Origin of the sequence: Pseudomonas sp. 10S5, assembly GCF_035019745.1 — a bacterium.
Taxonomy (GTDB): Bacteria; Pseudomonadota; Gammaproteobacteria; order Pseudomonadales; family Pseudomonadaceae; genus Aquipseudomonas.
The window spans coordinates 20,410-46,102 of sequence record NZ_JASJVL010000029.1; the positions used below are offsets into that span (position 1 = coordinate 20,410).

The window sequence follows — 25,693 nt, forward strand, 5'->3', positions numbered from 1 at the left end:
GTAGGCGCCTTGCGCGTATGATTCGCGACCTTTTGCGATTTCATACATCGCCATAGGCTTCAGATTCAGCAATCAGCTCGCGCCATTTCTCAGCGCGACCTGTTATCGACACACCGGGAGGTGCCCAGATGAGTGACAAAGACACGCTTGACAGCAAAGAAGACGGCCCAGCAGGCGAAAAACTGCAAAAGGTTCTGGCACGTATTGGCGTAGGTTCACGACGTGACGTCGAAGACTGGATCAGCCAAGGCCGAATCAAGGTCAATGGCAAAGACGCGACCCTCGGTCAACGCGTCGACCTGCATGACGCCATCAGCGTTGATGGCCGCGTGATAAAACGCGAAGAGACGGCCGAATCGGTACGTCGCGTCATCATGTACAACAAACCAGACGGTGAAATTTGCACCCGTGACGACCCAGAAGGTCGCCCGACGGTGTTTGATCGCTTGCCGCGCCCGAAAGAGGGCCGCTGGGTCAACATCGGTCGTCTGGACATCAACACCACCGGTTTGCTGATGTTCACCACTGACGGTGAATTGGCCAACCGCCTGATGCACCCGTCTTTCGAGATGGACCGTGAATACGCGGTCCGTGTGCGTGGCGAAGTCGATGACAACATGCTGCTGCGCCTCAAGACCGGTGTAGTGCTGGAAGATGGACCGGCGCGTTTCACCGACATTCAGCAAGCGCCGGGCGGTGAAGGCTTCAACCATTGGTACCACTGCGTCGTGATGGAAGGTCGTAACCGCGAAGTCCGCCGTCTCTGGGAATCCCAGGGCCTGGTGGTCAGCCGCTTGAAGCGTGTGCGTTACGGTCCAGTGTTCCTCAACTCCGACCTGCCGATGGGTCGCTGGCGCGAAATGAGCCAGTACGAAGTCGACACCCTCAGCGCCGAAGTGGGCCTGACGCCGGTTGCTCAGCCGCAAATGAACGCCAAGACCAAAGACAAGATGGAGCGTCTTCAGCGTCAATCGTCGCGCCCATTGGGCAAAGGCGAGCGCGTTCGTACCTTGCGTCCGGCCAACCCGGGCGCTCCGGCACCGACTGGTGAGCGTGCGCCACGTCAGCCGCAAGTGACCGGTAGCGAGCGCGACCGTCCTCGTTCGGAAGGCAACCGTGACACGCGTCCGTCAGGCCCGCGTTCCGACTCGTCGGGTCGTGCTCCGCGTCCTGCCACCGGGCGTTCCGGTGCAGGCGGCGAGACTAATCGTCCGTTGCGTGGCCGCAGCGAAGGTGCTGAACGTCCTGCACGCAAACCGCGTGAAGACGGTGCCAGCGCTCCGCGTACTCCGCGCAGTGATTCGGCCGAGCGTTCGCCGCGTGCGCCGCGTGGTGATTCACCTCGCACTCCGCGTCCAGCCAACGGGCGTTCGGACAGCCGCGGCACGCCAGTCGCAGAACGTCCAAGTGACGTGAGCAAGCGCCCAGCCAAGCCTAAACAGCAGCGTGCGGGCATTGTTCTGGTAGACAACGGCAAGCCTTCGGGCAAACGCAACGGTCCGCCAGCAGGCTCTGGCCAGCGTCCAGGCTTTGGTCGTCGCAAACCGCAGTAATCGTCTGGCTTTAGCAGCAGATGTAAAAAAACGCTAACCGAGAGGTTGGCGTTTTTTTTATGGGCGACAGGGGCATACAGCTGTGTCACAACCTCACTAGAAAAATCGGCCGTAATCTTTGAACGGCAACCACTTCTTCGGATTTTCGTTCATAACAGTCTTCAACTCCTGAATGAATCCAAGGCCATTGGAGTGCAGGTCAGGCTGGATCGATGCGTCATAAAGCAGCATGTACAGATCGTTTTCTATGATCGCGCTTATCAGCGAGTCCGTGGACGAAGTATCCAAATTCATTGCACTAAAGCGAAAAGAGTCGTCTTCCAGGGCGGTTTCGATGATGTTACTGACGAGCGCTGAATAGGCGTCGGTGTAGCCGATGAGCACTTGTGGTTTAAACGTGTATTCGACGGCCGGGTGATGTTTCAGGTCGTGCAAAAAATGTTCGATTGCGCTGATCTGGTCCATGGATCCATCCCGTTGCGAGCAGGGGCAGCCAGGCGTGGTAGGTGAAGCAAACCGCATCTGCCGGAGGGCGTGCTGGAAAGCTGACTGATTGAAAGCGGCGGGCACATTTATCGCCTTTAATTGCTTGGTTCCAAATGTCCCCGCCGAAAATCGCGCTAACCATGATTGGTCAGCAGACAATAGAAAAACTAGTTTATGAATGTTTTATGCGCAATAAATTTTTCGAATGGTGTAACGCCAATGAGTCACTTACAGGCGCTGAAGCGTGCAGGTTTGACGGGCAGCCGGGGACCGAATGCAGTTCCGAATGAACAAAACTTATTTCGCGCCAAAATACAGTCAGCTATTTGTTTGAAGTGAGTGTGGACCGTTTCCCATCCATTCGGTCAGGAACTAGAGGCAGGTCCATGTAGGCGGTTGCAATAAATCGGTGGAGTGCGGCGGTGTACAATGCGCCACGTTTTAACTTCGTTCGTTGCAGATCGTTGAACGCTTCAGGACCATGTAATGCTCATATGCTGGTGATTTCCAATAACGTGCAGCTCGCCGATGCCGAGATCGAGTTGACGGCCATCCGCGCCCAAGGTGCCGGAGGGCAAAACGTCAACAAGGTATCGAGCGCGGTGCATTTGCGCTTCGACATCAACGCCTCGTCCTTGCCGCCGTTCTACAAGGAGCGCTTGCTCGCGTTGCGCGACAGTCGTATCACCAGCGAAGGCGTGATTGTGCTCAAGGCCCAGCAATACCGAACCCAAGAGCAAAACCGCGCCGATGCGTTGGAACGTTTGACTGAGTTGATCATCAACGCAACCAAAGTCGAGAAGAAACGCCGCCCAACCAAGCCGACCCTGGGTTCAAAGAAACGCCGTTTGGAAGGCAAGACGCTACGCGGCAGTATCAAGGCTGGGCGTGGGAAGGTAGATTTTTAGCTGGAGGTCACTTAGCGCCACAAAAATGTGCCAGCAACCTGCATTTTCAGAAGCGTCCTACAGTCCTTCGGTCCGTTTTTCAGTAGCCTAAATAGCTATCGAAAAAGGAATTGGGTTTATGACTATGCACGGATACATGACGCTCACCTATGAGGCGATTGGCCCCGACTATCAGATCGGCCATTCCAACGAACAGAGCGGCAAGTCATGAACCCGAATCGTTATGACATCTGGAATGTAAAGCATACGGCTGGGGTGTTGTCATCTCAATCTATGTTGTCAGGCTATGCACATCTTACGGACGGCATTCTGCGACTCCAGTTCAATCGCGAAGTCGTTAACTCTTTTGAAGCTGGCATTGGCCTCGGAATGGCGGGTGAAAAAGCGGGCGAACTCATTTACGAGAAAAGTAAATGAGCCTTAGTACTGGTGAAAACGGTTATCTCTACATAAGTTTGATCGGTTTTGTAGGCGTATTCACTTGCATTGGCATAGCGTTGTATCTTGCATATAACAGAGTCGAACTGATGTTAAACCATCTGAAAAATTGCCCCACTATTACCATTCGAGCTTTTTTATTGCATGCAGGTCCATGGGGGCGGTTGCATCTTCTGGGTGCAATTATGGGATTGATGACCATGCCTCGTGTCCACCTCCGCGATGGAGGGGCCAGTGCCGAGGATTTGAAAAATTTCCCAGCTGACCTAAGACTGCAACTTGTCATGTTGCACTGGACCAGCGGGTTACTTCTATTGGTAATGATTGGGATGGGTATAGTTGCCAAGCTCGGTCTTGTTTAATTCTATCGGCGGTGGCGCCTCGTACATGAAGGTTCGAGATATGTGCGCAGCGGGAAATACTGAGGCGTGTAAAAAGGTGAAATATGCCGAGGGCGGGAATTTTTAGGGACGGTCGCTACCGTCGGTGCTGCCAGTGGTGTTCCTCTTGTTGGCGAGGCGCAGCGACGGACTCTCCGCGCCGCCTGTTGCATCGCCAACACGTTGGCTCCTACAGATGGACGCAACGCCTACGGCTTATAATCCCGAAGATGCACCGCCTGCCGGTACAGGTAAACGCTGAGGATTAATCCGGTCAGCGCCGCCAAGGCTGCGAAGAGGAAGATTGAAGCAAAGCCGAAGCCCGAGGCGATGGCCCCGGCGACCGGGCCGGTGATGCCCAGTGACAGGTCGATGAACAGCGAGTACGCACCCACCGCTGCACCCCGGCTGGAAGCGGGTACCAGGTTCACTGCCTCAACACCTAATGCCGGAAACACCAGGGAAAATCCGAAGCCGGTGAGTGCAGCGCCCGCCAGGGCCAGTGTCGGTGTGGGTGCGACCCATAACAGCACCAAACCGAGCGTCTCGACCGAAAGACAAGCAATCGCCACGCGGAAGCCACCAAGTCGGTTGATGAATTTTCCGAACAGCAAGCGCGCGCCGATGAAGCAGGCGCCAAACAGGCTCAAACACAACACTGCATTCGGCCAACTGTGGCTGGCGTAATACAACGTGATGAATGTGGCTATGGTGCCGAAGCCAATCGAACCTAATGCCAACCCAGTGCCATGGGGCAGCACGCGGCCGAGTACGTGCATAAATGGCAAGCGCTCACCGTGGACGATGGGTGCAGGCTCTTTGTTCCAGGCCAGTTTCAGGCCCAAAGCCGCCAGTAAAATAATGCTGAACCCCATGCTCCATAAGCCAAATTGCTGGACCAACACCACCCCAAGCGGCGCGCCAATTGCCAATGCACCATAACTGGCGATGCCGTTCCACGAGATCACTTTGGCGGTGTTGAGCGCGCCAACCTTGCCAATCCCCCAGCCAATCGACCCGGAACCCACCAGGCTTTCAGCGCTGCCCAGCACCAATCGCCCGATGAACAAGCAGATCAAGCTGAGCATCGGCGCGCTGTGCAGCCAAGCTGACACCAGCATGAATACACCGCTGAGCCCACAACCCGCCAAGCCATAGAGCACGGCTTTCTTGCTGCCTCGGTTGTCGATGATCCGGCCGGCGTAAGGGCGGCTGAGCAGCGTCGCCAAGTATTGGACACTGATCACCAGCCCGGCAGTCACGGCGCCAAAGCCTAGGTCGGTGTTGACATAGCTCGGCAGGACGGCCAACGGAATACCAATGTTCAAGTAGCCGATGAAGGTAAACAGGACAATGGAAACGACCTGCAGCGTGACCGCCATCGGGCGTTCTGCGGCGGTGGGCGAGGAGTCTGGCATGGTAAAAATCCACGGTTTCAGCGAAAAGTGGTGACGCGCAACGTGTTGCAGAGAAGCGTTTCAGCTCTAGGCGCGATCAAGGCTGCTTATGATAGCGGTGGTTTCGGCATTGCTGGAGATTGGCTTAAAAAAATACGGAAAATGTTACTGCCGGTTTATGCCAGCGGAAAAAAGAGCAGATCAGATTTTAGCGGGGTTAAGCAGGTGGGTCGTAACCAGTGCGGCGAGCGCAGTTTCTTTGGTGCCGAAGCGCTGGAGTAAAGCCGTCTGTTTTTCGGTGCTGAGGCGGGACCAGATTTCGACCATTTTTTCTGTGGTTTCCATCACGACGTTGGCAGTGGGGTCGCTGAGGTGGGCCATTTCAGAGTTCACTTTTTGTTCAGGCATACGCACGAATGCGGGGGGGGGGGCATAACAGACCGTATACAAACAGGCGCAAAACACTGGTTTGGCATACGGTCTGAACAACTGCCGTCAGTCTCGGCTTTTAGCGCTTTGGCTTTCTTTAGCTTTGACCGGATTGGCTTTCAACTCGGCTGGTCGGCCGGGTGCTTGTTGGGCCTTTGGGGGTTGTTGTGGTTCGTGCAGGCTTGGGTAAGGGAAGTTCGGTATTTCGTGCATCGACGTCGCTCCGCGCAAGATCTGATTGAAGGTGCTGGAAAGATCCGTGCTTATGTAAAGCTTGGGCAGGATACAGCACTGGAAATGACAATCAGACTTTATCTGCCACTCTTTTGCCATTTGGCGACAGACTGCCTTGCTTGCATAACGCAATCGCGCCCTTGAAGGGCGCGATGGATGACACGGTCAAACCCCTGTCAGTCGTGACAGACGTCGGCGATTGCCTGGGCTAACAGGCCGAGGCGCGAGGCGTCGATGCCGGCAATGTTGGCACGTCCAGCGCTTACCAAATACACGCTGTGTTCATAGCGCAATCTGGCCACCTGAGCGTCGTTCAGTCCGGTGTAGGAAAACATCCCGCGTTGCACGCCAATGTGCGCAAAACGTTCGCCCAGGCCCAGCGGCGTCAAGGCCTCAACCAGACCTGCACGGAGCTGCGCAATACGCGCGCGCATCTCTTCCACTTCCTCCATCCACAGGCCTTTCAGCTCAGGGTCGCCAAGGATTTCAGCGACGATGGCCGCGCCGTGATCCGGCGGATTGGACCATAAGTTGCGGGCAGTGGACGACAATTGACTGCGCACATCCAAGAGCTTTTCTGCGGTGTCAGTGCACACAATCAATGCGCCAGTGCGCTCGCGATACAGGCCAAAGTTCTTTGAGCACGAACTGGTAATCAGCAGTTCCGGCAATGCGTCGGCAAACAATCGCACTGACCACGCATCCTGCTCCAGGCCGTCGCCGAAGCCTTGGTAGGCGAAATCAATCAACGGGATTAAGTTGCGGCTGCGCACAATTTCCAGCACTTGCCGCCAATCGTCTTGGGATAGATCAAAACCTGTCGGGTTATGGCAGCAGGCGTGCAGCAGTACCACATCGCCACGTGGCACCTGATTTAACGTGGCAAGCATTGCCTCGACGTTCAAGCGGTTGTCGCTGCCCACATACGGGTAATGACTGACGTTTAGCCCTGCCGCGTCAAAGATTGATTCGTGGATCGGCCAGGTCGGATCGCTCAACCAGATACCGCGCCCCGGCAAACAACGGGCGATGAAATCCGCACACAGACGCAGGGCGCCGGTACCGCCTGGGGTTTGTGTGGCGCCGACACGCTTTTGCGCGATCAACGGCGATTCCTTGCCCAGTACCAGTTCACTGATTAGCGTGCCGAAATTCGACTGGCCGTGGCCACCGATATAGGTCTTGGTGGTTTGCTGATCCACCAGACGCTGCTCGGCCAGTTTGACCGAGCGCAGAATCGGCGTCAGGCCCGCAGCGTCTTTATAGACGCCCACGCCAAGGTCGAATTTGTTCGGGTTCGAATCAGTCGCATACGCCTCGATCAGACCCAAGATCGGATCGCCTGGTACGCGCTGGATATCGTTGAAATGCATTACTTGCGGCCCTCGGCACCTTTGGCCACTTCGTCAGTGCGGGCGGCCATAATGAAATCGTTGCGGTGCAGCCCTTTGATCGAGTGGCTCCACCACGTCACGGTCACTTTGCCCCATTCGGTGAGCAAGCCAGGGTGATGACCCTCGGCTTCGGCAATTTCGCCGACCGCGTTGGTGAACGCAAGCGCGAACTTGAAATTTTTGAACACGTAGACCTTTTCCAGCTGCATCACTGCGTCGCGTACTTCGATGTTCCAATCCGGGATCTGCTTGATCAGAACGGGCAATTCGTCATCACTGACTTGCGGCGCGTTGGCGTGACAGGCTTCGCAGTGGGCTTGATTGAGCGTACTCATAAAATATTCCTGATCAGGCAGCTTTGATTTTTGGTGGAAATTTTGGAGCGTGCAGGCCGAGCTGCATACCCAGTCGAACCAGCTCCATGATGTCTTCGTGGGCGAGGTCGAACAGGCGTTTCATACTCGGCAGCACGAAGTACAGCGGTTGCAAAATATCAATTCGGTAAGGTGTGCGCATCGCCTCTAATGCGTCGAACACCTGATGTTCCGGTGCTGAAGACAGGCTGTAAACCGTTTCCTTAGGCGAGGACAGAATCCCGCCCCCATAGATGCGTTGGCCCTGTGGCGTATCTACCAGCCCGAACTCAATGGTCATCCAATACAGGCGCGCCAGATAAACACGCTGTTCTTTGGTTGCGCTTAACCCGAGCTTGCCATAGGTGTGGGTGAATTCAGCAAACCACGGATTGGTCAGCAGCGGGCAATGGCCAAACACTTCATGGAAAATGTCAGGCTCTTGCAGGTAATCAAGCTCCTGCTCACTGCGAATAAAGGTCGCTACCGGAAACTGTTTGTTCGCCAGTAATTCGAAGAACTTTTGGAAGGGGATCAATGCAGGAACTCGAGCGACCTGCCAGCCCGTGGTGGCAGCTAGCACGCTATTGACCTCGGCCAGTTGTGGAATACGATCATGGGGTAAACCCAGTTGCTCGATGCCGTCGAAGTATTCCTGGCAGGCACGCCCTTCAATCACTTTCATTTGCCGAGTGATCAATGTGTTCCACACCGCATGCTCGGCTGGCGGGTAGTCGATAAAGCCGTTTGCGTCGGGCTCGCGGGCCACGTACGAGGTCTGCGTCATGCCGTTCTCCTCGGGGGAAGCTTCTTGTTATGGATGCCCTAGAAATAACGCGTTTGAAGGCTCGCTGTGGCAAGAAATCAGCAGATAACGCCAAGCTAAAATGTCTTTTCGTAACGAAAAGTTTACGATAGGTCTTGATTGTGCCGTAAGGCGGCGGTGGACGAGGCGGGATTTAGTGGCCAGCTGTCACATAATCTTGACGATTAAACGCGCCTAAACAAAAAAAGCCGCCCCTTCGAGGATCTTACTGCTCATGCGCATCAAAGTGCACTGCCAAAACCGAATTGGCATCCTTCGCGACATTCTCAACTTATTGGTCGAATACGGTGTCAACGTTGCCCTCGGGGAAGTCGGAGGTGAGCGCGGCGACGCGATTTATCTGCTTTGCCCGAACCTGATCAATCTTCAGTTCCAGACCCTGCGCCCCAAATTCGAAGCTATTGCCGGTGTGTTTGGGGTCAAGCGCGTCGGATTGATGCCCAGTGAACGTCGGCACATGGAACTCAATGCCCTGCTCGGCGCCTTGGAGTTTCCGGTGTTATCCATCGACATGAGCGGCTCTATCGTCGCGGCCAACCGGGCGGCTGCGCAATTGTTAGGTGTGCGGGTCGACGAAGTGCCCGGCATTGCGCTGTCCCGTTATGCCGAAGATTTTGATTTGCCGGAGCTGGTTCGGGCCAACAAATCTCGGATTAACGGTTTGCGGGTCAAAGTCTGCGGCGATGTGTTTCTGGCTGATATCGCGCCGTTGCAATCCCAGCACGATGACAGCGAAGCAATGGCGGGCGCGGTGTTGACCCTGCACCGGGCGGATCGTGTGGGCGAGCGGATTTACCACGTGCGTAAGCAGGAATTACGTGGCTTCGACAGTATTTTCCAAAGCTCAAAGTTCATGGCTGCCGTGGTTCGTGAAGCGCGGCGCATGGCGCCATTGGATGCGCCGTTGTTGATCGAGGGCGAAACCGGTACGGGTAAAGAGTTGTTGGCACGCGCTTGTCACTTGGCCAGCCCGCGCGGGCAGTCACCGCTGATGGCGCTTAATTGCGCCGGGCTGCCGGAATCCATGGCCGAGACCGAATTATTCGGTTACGGCCCTGGCGCATTCGAAGGGGCACGGGCCGAGGGCAAGCTCGGTTTACTTGAATTGACGACAGGCGGCACGTTGTTCCTTGATGGCGTGGGCGAGATGAGCCCGCGCTTACAAGCGAAGTTACTGCGCTTCCTGCAGGACGGCTGTTTTCATCGGGTTGGCAGCGATGAAGAGGTTTACTTGGACGTGCGGGTAATTTGCGCTACCCAAGTCGACCTTTCAGAGCTGTGCGCCAGAGGTGAGTTTCGTCAGGACCTTTATCACCGGCTCAATGTATTGTCGCTCCACATTCCACCGCTGCGAGAATGCCTGGACGGTTTACCAACGCTGGTGGATCACTTCCTTGATCAGGCCAGTCGTCAAATTGGCTGTCCATTGCCAAAATTTTCCCCGGCGGCGATGGAGCGTTTGAGTCATTACCACTGGCCAGGCAATGTGCGTCAGCTGGGAAACGCGCTGTTTCAGGCGGTTTCCCTGTGCGAAGGCGGGACGGTTAAGGCCGAGCATATCCGACTTCCCGATTACGGGGCACGTCAGCCATTGGCGGGCTTTTCACTGGAGGGGGGATTGGATGACATTGTCGGACGCTTTGAAAAGGCTGTGCTGGAACAGTTGTACGCACAACATCCGAGTAGTCGGCAGTTAGGTAAGCGATTGGGCGTGTCTCATACTACGATTGCGAATAAGTTGCGCAGTTATCAATTAGTGGTTGAAAAAAACGGAGAGGGAGAACTGAGGTAATCAAGTTAATAGGCGAGTGGTTATTCTTCAGGGCGTGGATAAAACTACGCCCCGTTGGGATAACTCCCACGAGGCGTTGATTAGCTGTGCAGCAGATTAATTAACCTTGCATGCAGCCATTGCCCATGGCGCGGTATTCAATCACATGTTCTTTACCGGCAGAGTCCAGGTAGTCCATTCGCGCGGGTACTACTGTGCAGGCGTCGGAGGCAGGGCTCATGGAAATAACTTTCGCAACGTCCAAGTGTGTGGCGTAAGTATATTGTTCAACAGAAAGGTTTGAACTTGCTGTTGCGTCAGGTGTTTCGGCGGCAAAGGCTGATGCGCAAAAACCACTCATGGCCAGAACTAGCAGTGCAGCGTTCATCACTAAATTTCCTATATTAAACGTGAGGGTAAGCCTGGCCCTTGTGAAGCCAGGCGTGTCACGAAGTGTACAAGTGGATTAACAAGCCTTTGTGGGGGCGTTACATGTTAATCAGTTGCCGGTTGGCGAGATTGATTCTATGCGGGTTATGCCACTTCATATACGAGGGGTTCTGATAAAGCTATTGATCAAATCTGCAACAATCGCCGAAAACGATAATATCGGTTGATTATTGGTCCCGTTGTGGCCGCCGGCGCGGGCGGCGGCCGCGCTGTCATGGACCGACTGAGCGCGTAAGATAATGTGTAGCGCTGCCCCGGTAAGACCATCGTCGAATGGCTTATCTGGGGTCGAACGCGATACAACTGGACCCATATAAAAACAACTGTCCACCGAGGTACCAAAGATGAGTGCGGCTTCCCTATATCCTGTTCGCCCTGAGGTTTTAGCGACAACGCTGACCGACGAGGCGACCTACAAGGCCATGTACCAGCAATCGGTGGTCAATCCCGATGGTTTCTGGCGCGAGCAAGCTCAACGTCTTGATTGGATCAAGCCCTTCACCGTAGTCAAGCAAACCTCTTTCGACGATCACCATGTCGATATCAAATGGTTCGCTGACGGCACCCTGAACGTTTCCTACAACTGCCTTGACCGTCATTTGGCTGAGCGCGGCGATCAGATCGCAATCATCTGGGAAGGCGACGATCCTTCGGAACACCGCAACATCACCTACCGCCAGCTGCATGAAGAAGTCTGTAAGTTCGCCAATGCCCTGCGTGGCCAAGATGTGCATCGCGGCGACGTTGTGACTATCTATATGCCGATGATTCCTGAAGCTGTAGTCGCCATGTTGGCGTGTACCCGCATCGGCGCTATTCACTCGGTAGTCTTCGGCGGCTTCTCCCCGGAGGCATTGGCCGGCCGCATCATCGACTGCAAATCGAAAATCGTGATCACCGCTGACGAAGGTCTGCGTGGTGGCAAGCGCACAGCGCTGAAAAGCAACGTCGATCTGGCGTTGACCAACCCGGAAACCGCCAGCGTTCAGAAGATCATCGTGTGCAAGCGCACCGGCGGTGATATCGCATGGCACCAACACCGTGACATCTGGTACGAAGACCTGATGAAGGTTGCGTCGAGCCATTGCGCGCCGAAAGAAATGGGTGCTGAAGAAGCACTGTTTATTCTCTACACCTCGGGCTCTACCGGTAAGCCGAAAGGCGTGCAGCACACCACGGGCGGGTACCTGGTGTACGCAGCGATGACCCACGAGCGGGTATTCGATTACCGTCCGGGTGAAGTTTACTGGTGCACCGCTGACGTGGGTTGGGTCACGGGTCACAGCTATATTGTTTATGGCCCTTTGGCCAACGGCGCGACCACGTTGCTGTTTGAAGGTGTGCCGAACTACCCGGACATTACCCGCGTGTCGAAAATCATCGACAAGCACAAGGTTAATATCCTGTACACCGCACCGACCGCCATTCGCGCCATGATGGCCGAGGGCTCCAAAGCAGTGGAAGGTGCGGACGGTTCAAGCCTGCGCCTGTTGGGTTCGGTGGGTGAACCGATCAATCCGGAAGCCTGGAACTGGTATTACAAAACTGTCGGCAAAGAGCGCTGCCCGATTGTCGATACCTGGTGGCAAACCGAAACGGGTGGTGTTTTGATCAGCCCACTGCCAGGCGCAACTGCCCTTAAGCCAGGTTCCGCGACGCGACCGTTCTTCGGCGTAGTGCCGGCGCTTGTCGATAATCTAGGCAATCTGATTGACGGTGCGGCCGAAGGCAATCTGGTGATTCTTGATTCTTGGCCAGGCCAGGCCCGTACCTTGTTCGGCGACCATGACCGCTTCGTCGACACTTATTTCAAAACCTTCCGTGGCATGTACTTCACGGGCGACGGCGCACGCCGCGACGAGGATGGCTATTACTGGATCACTGGGCGTGTGGATGACGTACTTAACGTTTCCGGGCACCGCATGGGCACCGCCGAAATCGAAAGCGCCATGGTTGCTCACCCTAAAGTGGCCGAAGCCGCAGTTGTTGGCGTGCCGCACGACCTCAAAGGGCAGGGCATTTACGTATACGTCACGCTCAACGGTGGCGAAGAGCCTAGTGATGCGCTGCGTCTGGAATTGAGGAACTGGGTGCGTAAGGAAATCGGTCCGATTGCTTCGCCAGATTTTATCCAGTGGGCACCGGGCTTGCCGAAAACTCGCTCGGGCAAAATCATGCGCCGAATTCTGCGCAAAATTGCCACCGGCGAATACGATTCCCTGGGTGATATTTCCACCCTGGCGGACCCAGGCGTGGTGCAACACCTGATCGACACGCACAAGACCATGAACGCCTGATTCCAGGCATATAAAAAACGCCCTGCCCGGTGACTACTGAGCGGGGCGTTTTTTCTCGTAGAGGTCGCCCAGTCTTGGACGCTGGACGGTTGTGCAGCAAGTACGTCCACAGGATATTTATCGATTGTTACCCGGATGTTTGCGGGTAACCGAATGTGTAACCGCCGAGTATTTCTTCGGGGTCACAGGGAGCGTTTCTCTCTCCCTAAGCAGTATCTTCCTACAGGTAAAACCCTATATAAACGTTATAACCCTTGAATTAGAGCCTTGGCTGACTAAACGGCGCGCTCTTTGCTGTGTCAGAAGGTTAACTGTTTTTTTGCTTTTCACGAATTTTCTGAGCTGTCAATATTTCAGGGTGGTTTTTCAGTGCATCTGTAATTAGTTGTCGCATTGAAGAAATATCGACTTCGGACCTCCCGCTAAAATGCCCCTCAATCGCCCAAGGCGCCGCTGTCCTCATTTCCTTTGCCTATTGAGCCGCTGGCTCACCCCTGTCTTAAGTCGGTTCACGCCGATGGAGCCCTAATAATGAAAAAACTCATGCTTCTCGGCGCTTTGGCGCTGTCCGTGTTGGTGCAGCCGGCGTTTGCTGATGAAAAGCCGATGAAAATTGGCATCGAAGCGGCGTATCCACCGTTTGCGTCCAAGGCTCCGGACGGCAGCATCGTGGGTTTTGATTACGACATTGGCAATGCGCTGTGTGAGGAAATGAAGGTCAAGTGCACGTGGGTAGAGCAAGAGTTCGACGGCCTGATTCCGGCGCTGAAAGTGCGCAAAATCGACGCCATCCTGTCCTCGATGTCTATCACTGAGGACCGCAAGAAATCGGTGGATTTCAGTAATAAGTACTACAACACGCCAGCACGTCTGGTGATGAAAGACGGCGCCGTGGTCAGCGCGGATCTGATCGAACTCAAAGGCAAGAAGATCGGCGTGCAGCGCGGTTCGATTCACGACCGTTTCGCTCAGGAAGTCTTGAAGCCGTTGGGCGCTGAAATTGTGCCCTACGGCTCACAGAACGAAATTTACCTGGACGTTGCTTCCGGTCGTCTCGATGGCACCCTGGCTGACGCCACTCTGCTGCAAGACGGCTTCCTCAATACCGATGCAGGCAAGGGTTATGCCTTCGCCGGTCCGGCTTTCACCGATGCAAAATATTTCGGTGATGGCATTGGTATCGCCGTGCGCAAGGGTGACAAGGCTGATCTGGACAAAATCAACGCGGCCATCGTCGCTATTCGCGCCAACGGCAAATACAAGCAGATTCAAGACAAGTACTTCAACTTCGATATCTACGGCGAGTAATCCCTTCGCGTAACCCATTGCAATGGCGTAGGTGGCTGAATTGCCGGCCTGCGCCATTGTTCATCTTCGAGCTTGGAGGACCTGAATCATGTTGAACGGCTACGGGGCTGTCATCCTCGATGGCGCATGGCTCACGCTGCAACTTGCCTTGGCGTCCATGGCTTTGGCGATCGTTCTCGGATTGATTGGGGTGTCGTTGCGGTTATCGCCGGTACGTTGGCTTGCCAGCCTGGGTGATCTGTACTCCACCGTGATTCGCGGAATTCCCGACCTGGTGCTGATCCTGCTGATTTTCTACGGCGGCCAAGACTTGCTAAACCGGGTCGCACCGCTGCTGGGTTTCGACGATTACATCGATTTGAACCCCCTCGCGGCCGGCGTTGGCACCTTGGGTTTTATCTTCGGCGCCTATCTGTCAGAAACCTTTCGCGGCGCGTTCATGGCGATCCCCAAGGGCCAGGCCGAGGCCGGCATGGCCTATGGGATGAGTAGCTTCAAGGTGTTTTTCAGGATTATGGTGCCGCAGATGATTCGTCTGGCAATCCCTGGGTTCACTAATAACTGGTTGGTCTTGACCAAGGCCACGGCCCTTATTTCAGTGGTCGGTCTGCAGGACATGATGTTCAAAGCCAAGCAGGCCGCAGATGCAACTCGCCAACCGTTTACCTTCTATCTTGCGGTGGCCGGGATGTACCTGGTGATCACTAGCGTGTCGTTGCTGGTGCTGCGCCACCTAGAAAAACGCTATTCAGTGGGCATTAAGGCGGCTGACCTATGATCTTCGATTACAACGTCGTCTGGGAGAGCTTGCCGCTGTACGTGGGTGGTTTGCTGATTACCCTCAAGTTACTGGGGATTTCCCTGGCGTTCGGCCTGCTGGCGGCATTGCCACTGGGGTTGATGCGGGTATCGAAAAACCCATGGGTCAACGTTCCGGCGTGGCTGTACACCTATGTGATTCGCGGTACGCCGATGCTGGTGCAGCTGTTTTTGGTTTATTACGGCCTGGCTCAGTTTCAGGCCGTGCGCGACAGCTTTCTCTGGCCCTTGTTGTCCAGCGCGACGTTTTGTGCGTGCCTGGCATTCGCAATCAATACCAGCGCCTATACCGCTGAAATCATTGCGGGCAGCCTTAAGTCAACCCCAGCGGGGGAAATAGAAGCGGCCAGGGCCATGGGCATGTCTCGCTCTAAAATGTACCGGCGAATCTTGCTGCCTTCGGCATTGCGTCGGGCGCTGCCGCAGTACAGCAACGAAGTCATCATGATGCTGCAAACCACCAGCCTGGCGTCCATCGTGACCCTGATCGACATCACTGGCGCAGCGCGTACGGTCAATGCCCAGTTCTATTTACCGTTCGAGGCGTACATCACCGCTGGCGCGTTCTACTTGTGCCTGACCTTCATTTTGGTGCGGTTGTTCAAGTTGGCCGAGCGTCACTGGCTGGGCTACCTCGCCCCGCGCAAGGCGTGACCATGACGACCATCGCGAACCGTTTTTTGAGAATCCAACAATGAACAAGCTTGAAGTCCACGACTTGCACAAACGCTATGGCAGTCATGAAGTGCTAAAGGGCGTGACCCTGACGGCCAAGGCTGGCGATGTGATCAGTATCATCGGTTCCAGCGGTTCGGGTAAAAGCACGTTTTTGCGTTGCATCAACCTGCTCGAACAGCCCCATGCCGGCAAAATCGTCCTGAACAACGAAGAGCTGAAACTGGTGGCGAACAAGGAGGGCGGCTTGAAAGCGGCTGACCCGAAACAACTGCAACGCATGCGTTCGCGGTTGTCGATGGTGTTCCAGCACTTCAATTTGTGGTCGCATATGACCGCCTTGGAAAACATTATCGAAGCGCCGATTCATGTGCTGGGCCTGTCGAAACGAGACGCCGTGGAAAAGGCCGAGCATTACTTGGCCAAAGTCGGTGTTTCACACCGTAAGCACGCGTATCCGGGGCATATGTCCGGTGGCGAGCAGCAGCGCGTGGCGATTGCTCGGGCGTTGGCGATGGAGCCTGAGGTCATGCTGTTTGATGAGCCGACCTCGGCGCTTGACCCTGAGCTGGTCGGGGATGTGCTGAAGGTGATGCAAGCGCTGGCACAAGAAGGGCGAACCATGGTGGTGGTTACTCACGAAATGGGATTTGCCCGCGAAGTGTCAAACCAGCTGATTTTCTTGCACAAGGGCTTGGTCGAAGAGCGCGGCGACCCTCGCGAGGTGCTAAGCAAACCTGCGTCGGAGCGTCTTCAGCAGTTCCTGTCTGGTAGTTTGAAATAATCGACACGTTTTTGACGATGCCTTTCACTCCAGAACACGTCATGCTCCGCGTCACCGCACTACTTGGCTCCACCCGATAGAGATCGAGCGTACTGATGCTCGACCCACAACCGCCATACGTTTCGGACTGCACGCTATGACTGCCCATCGAATTGGTTTCCTTATTTGGCCCAGCACCAAAGCCTTAACCCTGGCACTGGCTGAGGAAGCCTTGCGTGTTGCACAGCGCGTTCATCCAGAAGTCGTTTACGAATTACTTTTTTTACAGGCCGAACCGCCTGTGGAAGGTGCTTGGCAATTGCCAGGTGAGCCTTGGACTGGGCGTCTGGAAGGTTGCCAAAAACTGTTTCTGCTGGCGGATGAGCCGCCAGCATCGATGACTTCTGCATTGAGCGCGTCGCTCAAACAACTGGTGCGTTCCGGTTGTGTGATCGGCGGCTTGTCTGCCGGAGTCTATCCGCTGGCTCAGCTGGGTTTGCTCGACGGTTACCGGGCGGCGGTGCATTGGCGTTGGCAGGACGATTTCGCCGAGCGCTTTCCAAAAGTGATTGCCACTAGCCATCTGTTCGATTGGGACCGTGACAGGTTGACCGCGTGTGGTGGCTTGTCGGTATTGGATCTTTTGTTAGCGTTACTGGCACGTGATCACGGCGCAGAACTGGCTGGTGCAGTGTCGGAAGAATTGGTGGTGGAACGTATTCGGGAAGGTGGCGAACGCCAACGTATTCCGTTGCAAAACCGTTTGGGCTCCAGCCATCCGAAGCTGACTCAAGCCGTGTTGCTGATGGAAGCCAATATCGAAGAGCCGCTGACCACCGACGAAATCGCCCAGCACGTTTGCGTGTCGCGTCGACAATTGGAGCGGATTTTCAAGCAGTACCTAAACCGCGTACCGAGCCAGTACTACTTGGAGCTGCGCTTGAACAAGGCGCGGCAGATGCTGATGCAGACCAGTAAATCGATTATCCAGATCGGTTTGTCTTGCGGCTTTTCCTCCGGGCCGCATTTCTCCAGCGCTTACCGTAATTTCTTCGGCGCCACGCCCCGCGAAGATCGCAACCAACGCCGCAGTAGCAGCCCATTTGAATTGTCGTCGGTGCCGTCTGAGCGAGGGTGATACCCCTATTATCTGCGTGAAGGCTGCCTGTCAGACCATCCATGAATACGTTTAAACTACCTTTTTCCGACGCTATATGTCGCATTGCCGAAAGCCGCTGATAAACACGGTTTGGCGCTGTAACAAGTTGTCGCTTGGCGGCAAGGTCGGACCTACATCAGTCCTTACAATCCTCCCATCGTTTGCCAGTTTCAGGCAGACGTACCTCTTCAGGAGACTCCGATGTCCGTTGAGCATGCTCAGGTGCAACGCACCGATTTTGACCAGGTAATGGTCCCCAATTATTCGCCTGCGGGTTTTATCCCTGTGCGCGGTGCGGGTTCCCGCGTCTGGGATCAATCGGGTCGCGAGCTGGTCGATTTCGCCGGCGGCATCGCGGTAAACGTGCTTGGCCACGCCCATCCGGCATTGGTCAGTGCACTGACAGAGCAAGCCAATACCTTGTGGCACGTTTCTAACGTCTTCACCAACGAACCGGCCCTGCGGTTAGCGAAGAAGTTGGTCGACGCCACTTTTGCCGAACGTGCGTTTTTCTGTAACTCGGGCGCTGAGGCCAACGAAGCCGCTTTCAAGCTGGCGCGTCGGGTTTCTCACGACCTGTATGGCCCGGAAAAATACGAAATTATCGCCGCGCTCAACAGCTTCCATGGCCGTACCTTGTTCACCGTGAACGTCGGCGGCCAGTCCAAGTATTCCGATGGCTTCGGTCCGAAAATCGTCGGTATCACTCACGTACCGTTCAATGACCTGAATGCGCTGAAAGCCGCCATTTCCGACAAAACCTGCGCCGTGGTGCTGGAACCGGTACAAGGTGAAAGCGGCGTTATTCCGGGTGAGTTGGCTTATCTGCAAGGCGCGCGCGATCTGTGCGATGCACACAAAGCGCTGTTGATATTCGACGAAGTGCAGACCGGCATGGGCCGTTCAGGCGAGCTGTTTGCCTATATGCACTACGGCGTGGTCCCCGACATCCTCACCAGCGCCAAGAGCTTGGGCGGTGGTTTTCCGATTGCAGCGATGTTGACCACAGAAATGTTGGCCAATCACCTGACTGTCGGCACCCACGGCACAACGTATGGCGGCAACCCGCTGGCCTGCGCCGTGGCAGAAGCGGTGATCGATATCGTTAACACTCCGCAAATACTGGCGGGCGTCAAAGCCAAACGCGCTCTTTTCCAGGCGCGTCTGGAACAGATCGGCAAGCAATACGGCGTCTTCACTCAAGTGCGCGGCTTGGGTTTATTGATTGGGTGTGTGCTCAGTGATGCCTGGAAAGGCAAAGCCAAAGACATCTTTAACGCTGCCGAAAAAGAAGGCGTAATGGTCCTGCAAGCGGGTCCGGATGTAATCCGTTTCGCGCCAAGCCTGGTGATAACTGAAGTTGATATTGATGAAGGTCTAAGCCGTTTTGAACGCGCTATCGCCAAGCTGACACACTCGTGATGAGTTGCTGATTGATTTTTAGAGACGCCCCTCGGAGTTGGTCATTTTGCCAACGCCGGTTTTTTTCTGTGTCGGCGACGCCGACCTGTATTTTTGGTAAGGAGTGACACCATGCTGGTGATGCGCCCCGCGCAAATGGCTGATCTAGGCGAGGTACAACGTCTAGCCGCAGACAGCCCGATTGGTGTCACTTCCCTACCGGACGATGCCGACCGTTTGACCGACAAGATCGCCGCTTCGGAAGCGTCGTTCGCGGCTGAAGTCAGTTTCAACGGAGAGGAAAGCTATTTTTTTGTGCTCGAAGACAATGACTCCGGGCGTCTTGTGGGGTGCTCAGGGATCGTTGCGTCGGCAGGCTATTCGGAACCCTTTTATAGCTTTCGTAACGAAACGTTTGTTCACGCATCTCGCGAACTTAAGATCCACAACAAAATTCACGTGCTGTCGCAATGTCACGACCTGACAGGCAACAGCCTGCTCGCCAGTTTCTATGTGATCCCGGAACTGGTCGGCACTCATTGGTCTGAGCTCAATTCTCGCGGGCGCCTGTTGTTCGTTGCCAGCCATCCGGAGCGCTTTGCCGATTCGGTGGTGACCGAAATCGTCGGTTACAGCGATGAGCACGGCGATTCCCCTTTCTGGGACGCTATTGGACGTAACTTTTTCGATCTGAACTACGCCGAGGCTGAGCGTCTATGTGGTTTGAAAAGCCGGACCTTTCTCGCCGAATTGATGCCGCATTACCCGATTTACGTTCCGTTGCTGCCCGACGCTGCGCAGGAGGCTATGGGCCAAGTGCATCCGCGAGCGCAGATCACTTTCGACATCCTGATGCGCGAAGGTTTCGAGACCGACCATTATATTGATATTTTCGATGGTGGCCCGACCTTGCACGCGCGAGTGTCGGGCATCCGTTCGATTGCTCAGAGCCGTTTGGTCCCGGTGAAATTGGACACGGTTAAAACCGGTGACACGAGCAAAGGCGGACGCCTTTATCTGGTTGCTAACGGACAGTTGCAGGACTATCGCGCGGTGCTGTTGGAGCTCGATTGGGCACCGGGCAAACCGGTCAACCTGAGTCTGGAAGCCGCCGAAGCACTGGGCGTGGGTGAAGGCGCCAGCGTGCGTATTGTGGCGGTGTAACAGGCGCGCCGTTGGTGTCTGGTTTGCAGGTTTAGCGAGAATCGCGGGCTTCCAAGGGAGTCCGGTTGAGGAGAAAGCATGATCGTTCGTCCCGTACGCAGCAGTGACTTACCAAAGTTGATCGAGTTGGCGCACACCACTGGCCCCGGCTTGACCACGCTGCCCGCCAATGAACAGCGCTTGGCGCACCGAATCAATTGGGCCGAGAAAACCTTCCGTGGCGAAGCCGAGCGCGCCGACGCCGACTACCTGTTTGTTATGGAGGACGATGATGGCCACGTGGTAGGTATTTCTGCGATCGCGGGCGCCGTCGGCCTGCGTGAACCCTGGTACAACTATCGAGTAGGTCTGACAGTCAGTGCGTCTCAAGAGTTGAATATCTACCGCGAAATTCCTACGCTCTTCCTTGCCAACGACCTGACCGGAAATTCCGAGCTGTGCTCGTTGTTTTTGCGTAGCGACAGCCGCACCGGTGTTAACGGTCGACTGTTGGCTAAAGCGCGGCTGCTGTTCATTGCTGAATTCCCTAAATTGTTCGGCAACAAGATCATTGCCGAGATGCGTGGTATGTCCAACGAGGCCGGGCGTTCACCTTTCTGGGAAAGCTTGGGACGGCACTTCTTCAAGATGGAATTCAGCCAGGCCGACTACCTGACAGGCGTGGGCAACAAAGCGTTCATCGCCGAACTGATGCCTAAGTTTCCGCTTTACACCTGCTTCCTCTCCGAAGACGCACGCAACATCATTGGCCGCGTACACACCGACACCGAACCGGCGTTGGCGATGCTCAAGAGCGAGGGCTTCAGCTATCAGGGTTATGTCGACATATTCGACGCCGGGCCTGCTGTGGAGTGCGAAACCGCGAAGATTCGGGCCGTACACGACAGCCAGGCATTGGTCCTGGCCATCGGTACGCCGGGGGAGGATGCGACGCCGTTTCTGATTCATAACCGCAAACGTGAAGACTGCCGCATCACTGCCGCCCCGGCGCGGTTCGCTGCAGGCACGCTGGTGGTGGACCCTATGACCGCAAAACGCTTGCAACTGAGTGCGGGCGATCAAGTGCGAGCAGTACCGTTGTCCGCTGCAAGGGAGGCTGTGTGATGAGCACGCTGTATATCGCGGGTGCCTGGCACGCCGGGCACGGTGAATCTTTCGAGTCGTTGAACCCGGTCACTCAGGCAGTTGTTTGGTCTGGGCAAGGCGCCAGCACTGAGCAAGTTGATACTGCGATCAAGGCCGCGCGGCACGCTTTCCCGGCTTGGGCCAAGCGCTCGCTGGAGGAACGCATCGTGATACTGGAAGCGTTTGCCGCGAGCCTGAAAACCCATGCCGACGCCTTGTCTCGCTGCATTGGTGAAGAGACCGGTAAACCGCTGTGGGAATCGGCCACCGAAGTCACCAGCATGATCAACAAGATCGCGATTTCGGTGCAGAGCTATCGCGAGCGAACTGGTGAGAAGAGCGGTCCGCTGGGCGACGCCACCGCCGTGCTGCGGCACAAGCCCCATGGCGTGGTCGCCGTATTTGGCCCGTACAATTTTCCTGGGCACCTGCCCAATGGCCATATCGTGCCCGCGTTATTGGCGGGCAACACGGTGCTATTCAAACCCAGCGAACTAACGCCAAAAGTTGCCGAACTGACAGTCAAGTGCTGGATCGAAGCCGGTTTGCCCGAGGGGGTACTGAACTTGCTGCAAGGCGCTCGGGAAACCGGTGTAGCGTTGGCGGCGAACCCTGGTATCGACGGCTTGTTTTTCACCGGTTCCAGTCGCACCGGTAATGTGTTGCACCAACAATTTTCCGGGCACCCAGACAAGATCCTCGCGCTGGAAATGGGTGGCAACAACCCGCTGATCGTTGATCACGTCGAAGACATTGAAGCAGCCGTGTACACGATAATTCAGTCTGCCTTCATCTCTGCCGGGCAACGCTGTACCTGCGCCCGTCGATTGCTGGTACCCGAAGGTGCGTGGGGCGATGCATTGCTTGCGCGGTTGGTGGCAGTGACCGCGACTATCGAGGTCGGTGAGTTCGATAAGCAACCGGCGCCGTTCATGGGTTCGGTCATTTCATTGGGTGCGGCGCGAGCGTTGCTTGATGCCCAAGAGTTACTTTTGGCCAATGGGGCGGTGGCGTTGTTGGAAATGACTCAGCCGCAGGCGAATGCCGCATTGCTCACGCCGGGGATACTCGACGTCAGTGACGTAACTGACCGTGTGGATGAGGAGCTGTTCGGGCCGCTGTTACAAGTGATCCGCTACGCTGATTTTGCGGCGGCCATCGCCGAAGCCAACAACACTGAATTTGGCCTGGCCGCCGGTTTGTTGTCCGACTCCGAAGCGCGTTATCAGCAGTTTTGGCTGGAAAGTCGGGCAGGCATTGTCAATTGGAACAAGCAATTGACCGGCGCCGCTAGCAGCGCTCCGTTTGGCGGGATTGGCGCCTCGGGCAATCACCGCGCCAGCGCCTACTACGCCGCCGATTATTGCTCCTATCCGGTGGCATCACTGGAAGCGTCGCGGATCAGTTTGCCCGGGACATTGACGCCGGGCATTAAGCTCTCGTAATGCGCAACATAACTGTGGAGTGGGCAAGCCTGCTTCCACAGGGGGGCGTCGCCATAAAAACAAATTCACGGAGCCTTGCCGATGAAATCCTATGAAGTCAATTTTGACGGTTTAGTGGGCCCGACCCATAACTACGGCGGCTTGTCCTACGGCAATGTCGCGTCGCAAAGTAACTGCCAGCAGTCTTCCAATCCCAAAGAAGCGGCGCTGCAGGGCTTGGCAAAGATGAAAGCGCTGATGGAAATGGGTTATGCCCAAGGCGTTCTAGCACCTCAAGAACGTCCGGACCTGGCCGGGTTGCGCGCCCTGGGATTTACCGGCGATGACGCCCAAGTGATCGAAAAAGCGGCTAAAAACGCCATGCCTTTGCTAGTCGCCAGCTGCTCGGCATCGAGCATGTGGGTAGCCAATGCTGCGACGGTCAGTCCAAGTGCCGACACCGCCGATGGTCGTGTGCATTTCACCGCCGCTAATCTTAATTGCAAATATCACCGCAGCATCGAGCATCCGACAACGAGTCGATTACTGGGCTCAATGTTCGCTAATGTGCAGCACTTTGCGCACCACGCGGCGCTACCTGCCGTGGCGCAGTTCGGCGATGAAGGCGCGGCAAACCATACGCGTTTTTGCCATGATTACGGACAACCCGGCGTCGAGTTTTTCGTGTTCGGGCGCAGTGCGTTCGATACTCGTTATCCTGTGCCGCAAAAATACCCGGCGCGACAAACCCTTGAAGCTTCGCAGGCAGTGGTGCGTTTGCATGGCTTGAGCGAGGAAGGTGTCGTTTTTGCTCAGCAAAATCCCGCGATGATCGATCAGGGTGTGTTTCATAACGACGTGATTGCCGTGGGTAACGGCCAAGTGTTGTTCTATCACCAGGACGCGTTCCTCAATACCGAGCACATGCTGGCTGAGCTGCACGATAAACTTAGCCGTCGCGGCGGCCGTTTTCAGGCGATCTGTGTGCCACGGGCTGAAGTCGCGGTAGAAGATGCCGTGAGGTCTTACCTGTTTAACAGTCAGTTGCTGTCGCGTGCCGATGGATCGATGTTGCTCATCGTTCCCGAAGAGTGCCGCAGCAACGAGCGTGTCTGGCAATATTTGCAGCGCCTGCTGGCCGATGAAGGCCCGGTAGCTGAAGTGAAGGTCTTCGACCTTAAGCAAAGCATGCAGAACGGTGGCGGTCCGGCATGCTTACGTTTACGCGTCGCCCTGAACGAAACCGAACTGGCAGCTGTGAATCAAGGCGTTATCATGACCGCGCCGCTTTACGACACCTTGACCCACTGGGTCGAAAAGCATTACCGCGACCGCATGAGCGAAAGCGACCTTGCTGATCCAACATTATTAGTCGAGTGCCGTACTGCACTGGATGAATTGACTCAGCTGCTTAAACTGGGTTCGGTCTATCCTTTTCAACTCAATTGACTTTCAATTCTTTTAAAGAGCACTTGAATCATGAGCGACACCCTACAGTTAATCTTGGAAGACACTGACGGCACCCAGCTGGAAACTACGTGTACCCGCGTTGCGGTTCTGTGGCAGGGCAAGGAGCTGTGGATTCAGCACGATGGCCGTGGTCAGTTATTGATCGGCGTGGACGTTGAAGAAGGCGATGCGGAATACGCCAATCTCTTGCTGCGTCCGCTGGCAACTAATTTGGTGAGCCTGCAATTGGAAATGGAGCCGGCAGACGTCGGCGACGGCGAAGAACACGTTCACGGTGCTGACTGCAATCACGACTGAAACAATCGTCTTTGACGTTGCTCAATTAGGTGCACGACTATGCTCGCTCTCGGCAAGCTGCTGGAACTGACGCTGGCCGGTCGCGAACCAGCGGAAAAAACTCAACTGACGGTCGATGGCGTGCGCATGCGTTGGCTCAGTGAGGGGGCGCTTGAAGTTCGTCCGCCCGACGCGTCGGACAACGGCATGGATTTGCTGCTGTCTGCCGGTATTCATGGCAATGAAACTGCGCCCATTGAGCTGCTGGATCAATTGCTTCGGGAAATTGCTCGCGGTGATATGAAGCCTCGGGCGCGTATTCTGTTTCTGTTCGGTAACCCTGAAGCCATGCGGCGGGGTGAACGCTACATTGAGCAGGATGTAAACAGGCTATTTAACGGTCGACATCAACAAGTCAGCGGCGTCGAGGCGCTTCGCGCGTTTGAGCTGGAGCGTCTGGCCGCCAGCTTTTTCAGTCTGCCGAACCGATATCGTCTGCATTACGACCTGCACACGGCGATTCGCGGTTCGAAGATCGAACAATTCGCGCTCTACCCCTGGAAAGAAGGCCGCCAGCATTCACGCCGTGAATTGGCGCGCTTACAGGCTGCCGGTATGCAGGCCGTATTGCTGCAAAACAAATCGTCCATCGTGTTCAGTGCTTACACCTACGAGAAATTGGATGCTGAGTCCTTCACGTTGGAACTCGGCAAGGCTCGGCCGTTTGGGCATAACCAGCAGGTCAATCTGACGTCGCTGAAAATATGCCTGACAGAGCTGATCGAAGGCACAGAGCCAGCGCTCGAAGATGTCTCGTTGACGGGGTTGCAGCTCTTTAGTGTTGCGCGGGAAATCATCAAGCACAGCGATGCGTTTCAGCTTAATTTGCCTGCGGACGTCGAGAATTTTTCGGAGTTGGAGCAGGGTTTTGTATTAGCCCATGACCTGGCCGACAGCCACTGGGTGGTTGAAGAGCAGGGTGCACGAATCATCTTCCCTAATCCCATGGTCAAGAACGGCTTGCGGGCGGGGATTTTGATTGTGCCGGCAACGGCAGATCAGTTGGCCTGATAAATCGCTTTCGCGAATAAGTGGGCTCCCACAGGGGTTATGAATTTCTGAACTGCGCCCCAAATGTTGGACACCCATCCAACTACCGGGGTGTTTTTCATGGGTAAATATTCAACGCAGTT

At 55.6% G+C, this 25,693-nt stretch carries 27 protein-coding genes; 19 read left to right on the forward strand and 8 right to left on the reverse strand.

Features of this window, described 5'->3' with window-relative positions:
- Positions 1-128: 128 nt before the first annotated feature.
- A complete protein-coding gene (gene rluB, locus QN378_RS22340) occupies positions 129-1,553 on the forward strand; it encodes a 23S rRNA pseudouridine(2605) synthase RluB (RefSeq protein WP_323550957.1) in 1,425 nt (474 codons plus the stop codon).
- Between the two features lie 96 nt (positions 1,554-1,649).
- On the opposite strand, the gene QN378_RS22345 is transcribed toward rluB, so the two are convergent.
- Positions 1,650-2,018 (reverse strand): hypothetical protein, encoded by a 369-nt coding sequence (locus QN378_RS22345; RefSeq protein WP_322204696.1) that lies wholly within the window; start codon positions 2,016-2,018, stop codon positions 1,650-1,652.
- A 515-nt stretch (positions 2,019-2,533) separates the two neighbouring features.
- Between QN378_RS22345 and arfB the strand changes: the two genes are divergently transcribed.
- From arfB to QN378_RS22360, 3 genes are all read left to right on the forward strand, one after another.
- A complete protein-coding gene (arfB, locus tag QN378_RS22350) occupies positions 2,534-2,947 on the forward strand; it encodes an alternative ribosome rescue aminoacyl-tRNA hydrolase ArfB (protein WP_322204695.1) in 414 nt (137 codons plus the stop codon).
- A gap of 207 nt (positions 2,948-3,154) precedes the next feature.
- Positions 3,155-3,364, forward strand: coding sequence for a hypothetical protein (locus QN378_RS22355; protein WP_322204694.1), 210 nt, complete (start codon positions 3,155-3,157; stop codon positions 3,362-3,364).
- Complete coding sequence (locus QN378_RS22360) at positions 3,361-3,747, forward strand: hypothetical protein (RefSeq protein WP_323550956.1); 387 nt, start codon at positions 3,361-3,363, stop codon at positions 3,745-3,747. The genes QN378_RS22355 and QN378_RS22360 overlap by 4 nt, the downstream gene beginning before the upstream one ends.
- 227 nt (positions 3,748-3,974) lie before the next feature.
- Here the strand turns inward: QN378_RS22360 and QN378_RS22365 are convergent, their stop codons facing one another.
- A complete protein-coding gene (locus QN378_RS22365; RefSeq protein WP_322204693.1) occupies positions 3,975-5,183 on the reverse strand; it encodes an MFS transporter in 1,209 nt (402 codons plus the stop codon).
- Positions 5,184-5,213: 30 nt separating this feature from the next.
- Between QN378_RS22365 and QN378_RS22370 the strand changes: the two genes are divergently transcribed.
- Positions 5,214-5,444 carry a hypothetical protein gene (locus QN378_RS22370; RefSeq protein WP_323550960.1) on the forward strand — a complete coding sequence of 77 codons (231 nt, stop codon included), beginning with the start codon at positions 5,214-5,216 and terminating at the stop codon, positions 5,442-5,444.
- Here QN378_RS22370 and QN378_RS22375 read toward each other — a convergent pair.
- The 5 genes from QN378_RS22375 to phhA form a co-directional block, all read right to left on the reverse strand.
- On the reverse strand, positions 5,364-5,543 hold the full coding sequence (locus tag QN378_RS22375) for a hypothetical protein (RefSeq protein ID WP_322206895.1): 180 nt from the start codon (positions 5,541-5,543) through the stop codon (positions 5,364-5,366). The genes QN378_RS22370 and QN378_RS22375 overlap by 81 nt on opposite strands.
- Before the next feature lie 114 nt (positions 5,544-5,657).
- The gene (locus QN378_RS22380) at positions 5,658-5,804 is read right to left on the reverse strand and encodes a hypothetical protein (protein ID WP_322204692.1); all 147 of its coding nucleotides are present in this window, start codon (positions 5,802-5,804) and stop codon (positions 5,658-5,660) included.
- A 197-nt stretch (positions 5,805-6,001) separates the two neighbouring features.
- A complete protein-coding gene (locus tag QN378_RS22385) occupies positions 6,002-7,198 on the reverse strand; it encodes an amino acid aminotransferase (RefSeq protein WP_323550955.1) in 1,197 nt (398 codons plus the stop codon).
- Positions 7,198-7,554 carry a 4a-hydroxytetrahydrobiopterin dehydratase gene (locus QN378_RS22390; RefSeq protein WP_322204690.1) on the reverse strand — a complete coding sequence of 119 codons (357 nt, stop codon included), beginning with the start codon at positions 7,552-7,554 and terminating at the stop codon, positions 7,198-7,200. The genes QN378_RS22385 and QN378_RS22390 overlap by 1 nt, the downstream gene beginning before the upstream one ends.
- A gap of 13 nt (positions 7,555-7,567) precedes the next feature.
- Positions 7,568-8,359, reverse strand: a complete 792-nt coding sequence (gene phhA / locus QN378_RS22395; RefSeq protein WP_323550954.1) for a phenylalanine 4-monooxygenase — start codon at positions 8,357-8,359, stop codon at positions 7,568-7,570.
- A 253-nt stretch (positions 8,360-8,612) separates the two neighbouring features.
- Between phhA and QN378_RS22400 the strand changes: the two genes are divergently transcribed.
- A complete protein-coding gene (locus QN378_RS22400) occupies positions 8,613-10,190 on the forward strand; it encodes a sigma-54-dependent transcriptional regulator (protein ID WP_322204688.1) in 1,578 nt (525 codons plus the stop codon).
- A 100-nt stretch (positions 10,191-10,290) separates the two neighbouring features.
- On the opposite strand, the gene QN378_RS22405 is transcribed toward QN378_RS22400, so the two are convergent.
- Entirely contained in the window at positions 10,291-10,557 is a 267-nt protein-coding gene (locus QN378_RS22405) for a DUF2790 domain-containing protein (protein ID WP_323550953.1), read from the reverse strand.
- Positions 10,558-10,963: 406 nt separating this feature from the next.
- Between QN378_RS22405 and acs the strand changes: the two genes are divergently transcribed.
- The 13 genes from acs to astE all read left to right on the forward strand — a co-directional run bounded on the left by acs (position 10,964) and on the right by astE (position 25,571).
- Positions 10,964-12,916, forward strand: coding sequence for an acetate--CoA ligase (gene acs / locus QN378_RS22410; protein ID WP_322204686.1), 1,953 nt, complete (start codon positions 10,964-10,966; stop codon positions 12,914-12,916).
- Positions 12,917-13,447: 531 nt separating this feature from the next.
- The gene (locus QN378_RS22415; RefSeq protein WP_322204685.1) at positions 13,448-14,224 is read left to right on the forward strand and encodes an ABC transporter substrate-binding protein; all 777 of its coding nucleotides are present in this window, start codon (positions 13,448-13,450) and stop codon (positions 14,222-14,224) included.
- A gap of 88 nt (positions 14,225-14,312) precedes the next feature.
- A complete protein-coding gene (locus QN378_RS22420; protein ID WP_322204684.1) occupies positions 14,313-15,002 on the forward strand; it encodes an ABC transporter permease in 690 nt (229 codons plus the stop codon).
- The gene (locus QN378_RS22425; protein WP_322204683.1) at positions 14,999-15,697 is read left to right on the forward strand and encodes an ABC transporter permease; all 699 of its coding nucleotides are present in this window, start codon (positions 14,999-15,001) and stop codon (positions 15,695-15,697) included. Before QN378_RS22420 ends, QN378_RS22425 begins: the two co-directional genes overlap by 4 nt.
- Positions 15,698-15,737: 40 nt before the next feature.
- Positions 15,738-16,502 (forward strand): ABC transporter ATP-binding protein, encoded by a 765-nt coding sequence (locus tag QN378_RS22430; RefSeq protein ID WP_322204682.1) that lies wholly within the window; start codon positions 15,738-15,740, stop codon positions 16,500-16,502.
- 136 nt (positions 16,503-16,638) lie between these two features.
- The gene (gene argR / locus QN378_RS22435; RefSeq protein ID WP_322204681.1) at positions 16,639-17,619 is read left to right on the forward strand and encodes a transcriptional regulator ArgR; all 981 of its coding nucleotides are present in this window, start codon (positions 16,639-16,641) and stop codon (positions 17,617-17,619) included.
- A 222-nt stretch (positions 17,620-17,841) separates the two neighbouring features.
- Positions 17,842-19,062 (forward strand): aspartate aminotransferase family protein, encoded by a 1,221-nt coding sequence (locus QN378_RS22440; RefSeq protein ID WP_322204680.1) that lies wholly within the window; start codon positions 17,842-17,844, stop codon positions 19,060-19,062.
- Positions 19,063-19,173: 111 nt separating this feature from the next.
- Positions 19,174-20,205 carry an arginine/ornithine succinyltransferase subunit alpha gene (gene aruF / locus QN378_RS22445; protein ID WP_322204679.1) on the forward strand — a complete coding sequence of 344 codons (1,032 nt, stop codon included), beginning with the start codon at positions 19,174-19,176 and terminating at the stop codon, positions 20,203-20,205.
- A gap of 78 nt (positions 20,206-20,283) precedes the next feature.
- Positions 20,284-21,309 (forward strand): arginine N-succinyltransferase, encoded by a 1,026-nt coding sequence (gene astA / locus QN378_RS22450; RefSeq protein WP_323551047.1) that lies wholly within the window; start codon positions 20,284-20,286, stop codon positions 21,307-21,309.
- A complete protein-coding gene (gene astD, locus QN378_RS22455) occupies positions 21,306-22,775 on the forward strand; it encodes a succinylglutamate-semialdehyde dehydrogenase (protein ID WP_322204677.1) in 1,470 nt (489 codons plus the stop codon). Before astA ends, astD begins: the two co-directional genes overlap by 4 nt.
- A gap of 81 nt (positions 22,776-22,856) precedes the next feature.
- On the forward strand, positions 22,857-24,203 hold the full coding sequence (gene astB / locus QN378_RS22460) for an N-succinylarginine dihydrolase (RefSeq protein ID WP_323551046.1): 1,347 nt from the start codon (positions 22,857-22,859) through the stop codon (positions 24,201-24,203).
- Between the two features lie 30 nt (positions 24,204-24,233).
- A complete protein-coding gene (locus QN378_RS22465; protein ID WP_322204675.1) occupies positions 24,234-24,521 on the forward strand; it encodes a topoisomerase II in 288 nt (95 codons plus the stop codon).
- Between the two features lie 39 nt (positions 24,522-24,560).
- Positions 24,561-25,571, forward strand: a complete 1,011-nt coding sequence (gene astE, locus QN378_RS22470) for a succinylglutamate desuccinylase (protein ID WP_322204674.1) — start codon at positions 24,561-24,563, stop codon at positions 25,569-25,571.
- The last annotated feature ends 122 nt before the right edge of the window (positions 25,572-25,693 follow it).

Bases quoted from the DNA above. Each gene is read 5' to 3' on its own strand.
- rluB (WP_323550957.1), top strand. From the start codon at position 129: ATGAGTGACAAAGACACGCTTGACAGCAAAGAAGACGGCCCAGCAGGC.
- QN378_RS22345 (WP_322204696.1), bottom strand. From the start codon at position 2,018: ATGGACCAGATCAGCGCAATCGAACATTTTTTGCACGACCTGAAACAT.
- arfB (WP_322204695.1), top strand. From the start codon at position 2,534: ATGCTGGTGATTTCCAATAACGTGCAGCTCGCCGATGCCGAGATCGAG.
- QN378_RS22355 (WP_322204694.1), top strand. From the start codon at position 3,155: ATGAACCCGAATCGTTATGACATCTGGAATGTAAAGCATACGGCTGGG.
- QN378_RS22360 (WP_323550956.1), top strand. From the start codon at position 3,361: ATGAGCCTTAGTACTGGTGAAAACGGTTATCTCTACATAAGTTTGATC.
- QN378_RS22365 (WP_322204693.1), bottom strand. From the start codon at position 5,183: ATGCCAGACTCCTCGCCCACCGCCGCAGAACGCCCGATGGCGGTCACG.
- QN378_RS22375 (WP_322206895.1), bottom strand. From the start codon at position 5,543: ATGGCCCACCTCAGCGACCCCACTGCCAACGTCGTGATGGAAACCACA.
- QN378_RS22380 (WP_322204692.1), bottom strand. From the start codon at position 5,804: ATGCACGAAATACCGAACTTCCCTTACCCAAGCCTGCACGAACCACAA.
- QN378_RS22385 (WP_323550955.1), bottom strand. From the start codon at position 7,198: ATGCATTTCAACGATATCCAGCGCGTACCAGGCGATCCGATCTTGGGT.
- QN378_RS22390 (WP_322204690.1), bottom strand. From the start codon at position 7,554: ATGAGTACGCTCAATCAAGCCCACTGCGAAGCCTGTCACGCCAACGCG.
- phhA (WP_323550954.1), bottom strand. From the start codon at position 8,359: ATGACGCAGACCTCGTACGTGGCCCGCGAGCCCGACGCAAACGGCTTT.
- QN378_RS22400 (WP_322204688.1), top strand. From the start codon at position 8,613: ATGCGCATCAAAGTGCACTGCCAAAACCGAATTGGCATCCTTCGCGAC.
- QN378_RS22405 (WP_323550953.1), bottom strand. From the start codon at position 10,557: ATGAACGCTGCACTGCTAGTTCTGGCCATGAGTGGTTTTTGCGCATCA.
- acs (WP_322204686.1), top strand. From the start codon at position 10,964: ATGAGTGCGGCTTCCCTATATCCTGTTCGCCCTGAGGTTTTAGCGACA.
- QN378_RS22415 (WP_322204685.1), top strand. From the start codon at position 13,448: ATGAAAAAACTCATGCTTCTCGGCGCTTTGGCGCTGTCCGTGTTGGTG.
- QN378_RS22420 (WP_322204684.1), top strand. From the start codon at position 14,313: ATGTTGAACGGCTACGGGGCTGTCATCCTCGATGGCGCATGGCTCACG.
- QN378_RS22425 (WP_322204683.1), top strand. From the start codon at position 14,999: ATGATCTTCGATTACAACGTCGTCTGGGAGAGCTTGCCGCTGTACGTG.
- QN378_RS22430 (WP_322204682.1), top strand. From the start codon at position 15,738: ATGAACAAGCTTGAAGTCCACGACTTGCACAAACGCTATGGCAGTCAT.
- argR (WP_322204681.1), top strand. From the start codon at position 16,639: ATGACTGCCCATCGAATTGGTTTCCTTATTTGGCCCAGCACCAAAGCC.
- QN378_RS22440 (WP_322204680.1), top strand. From the start codon at position 17,842: ATGTCCGTTGAGCATGCTCAGGTGCAACGCACCGATTTTGACCAGGTA.
- aruF (WP_322204679.1), top strand. From the start codon at position 19,174: ATGCTGGTGATGCGCCCCGCGCAAATGGCTGATCTAGGCGAGGTACAA.
- astA (WP_323551047.1), top strand. From the start codon at position 20,284: ATGATCGTTCGTCCCGTACGCAGCAGTGACTTACCAAAGTTGATCGAG.
- astB (WP_323551046.1), top strand. From the start codon at position 22,857: ATGAAATCCTATGAAGTCAATTTTGACGGTTTAGTGGGCCCGACCCAT.
- QN378_RS22465 (WP_322204675.1), top strand. From the start codon at position 24,234: ATGAGCGACACCCTACAGTTAATCTTGGAAGACACTGACGGCACCCAG.
- astE (WP_322204674.1), top strand. From the start codon at position 24,561: ATGCTCGCTCTCGGCAAGCTGCTGGAACTGACGCTGGCCGGTCGCGAA.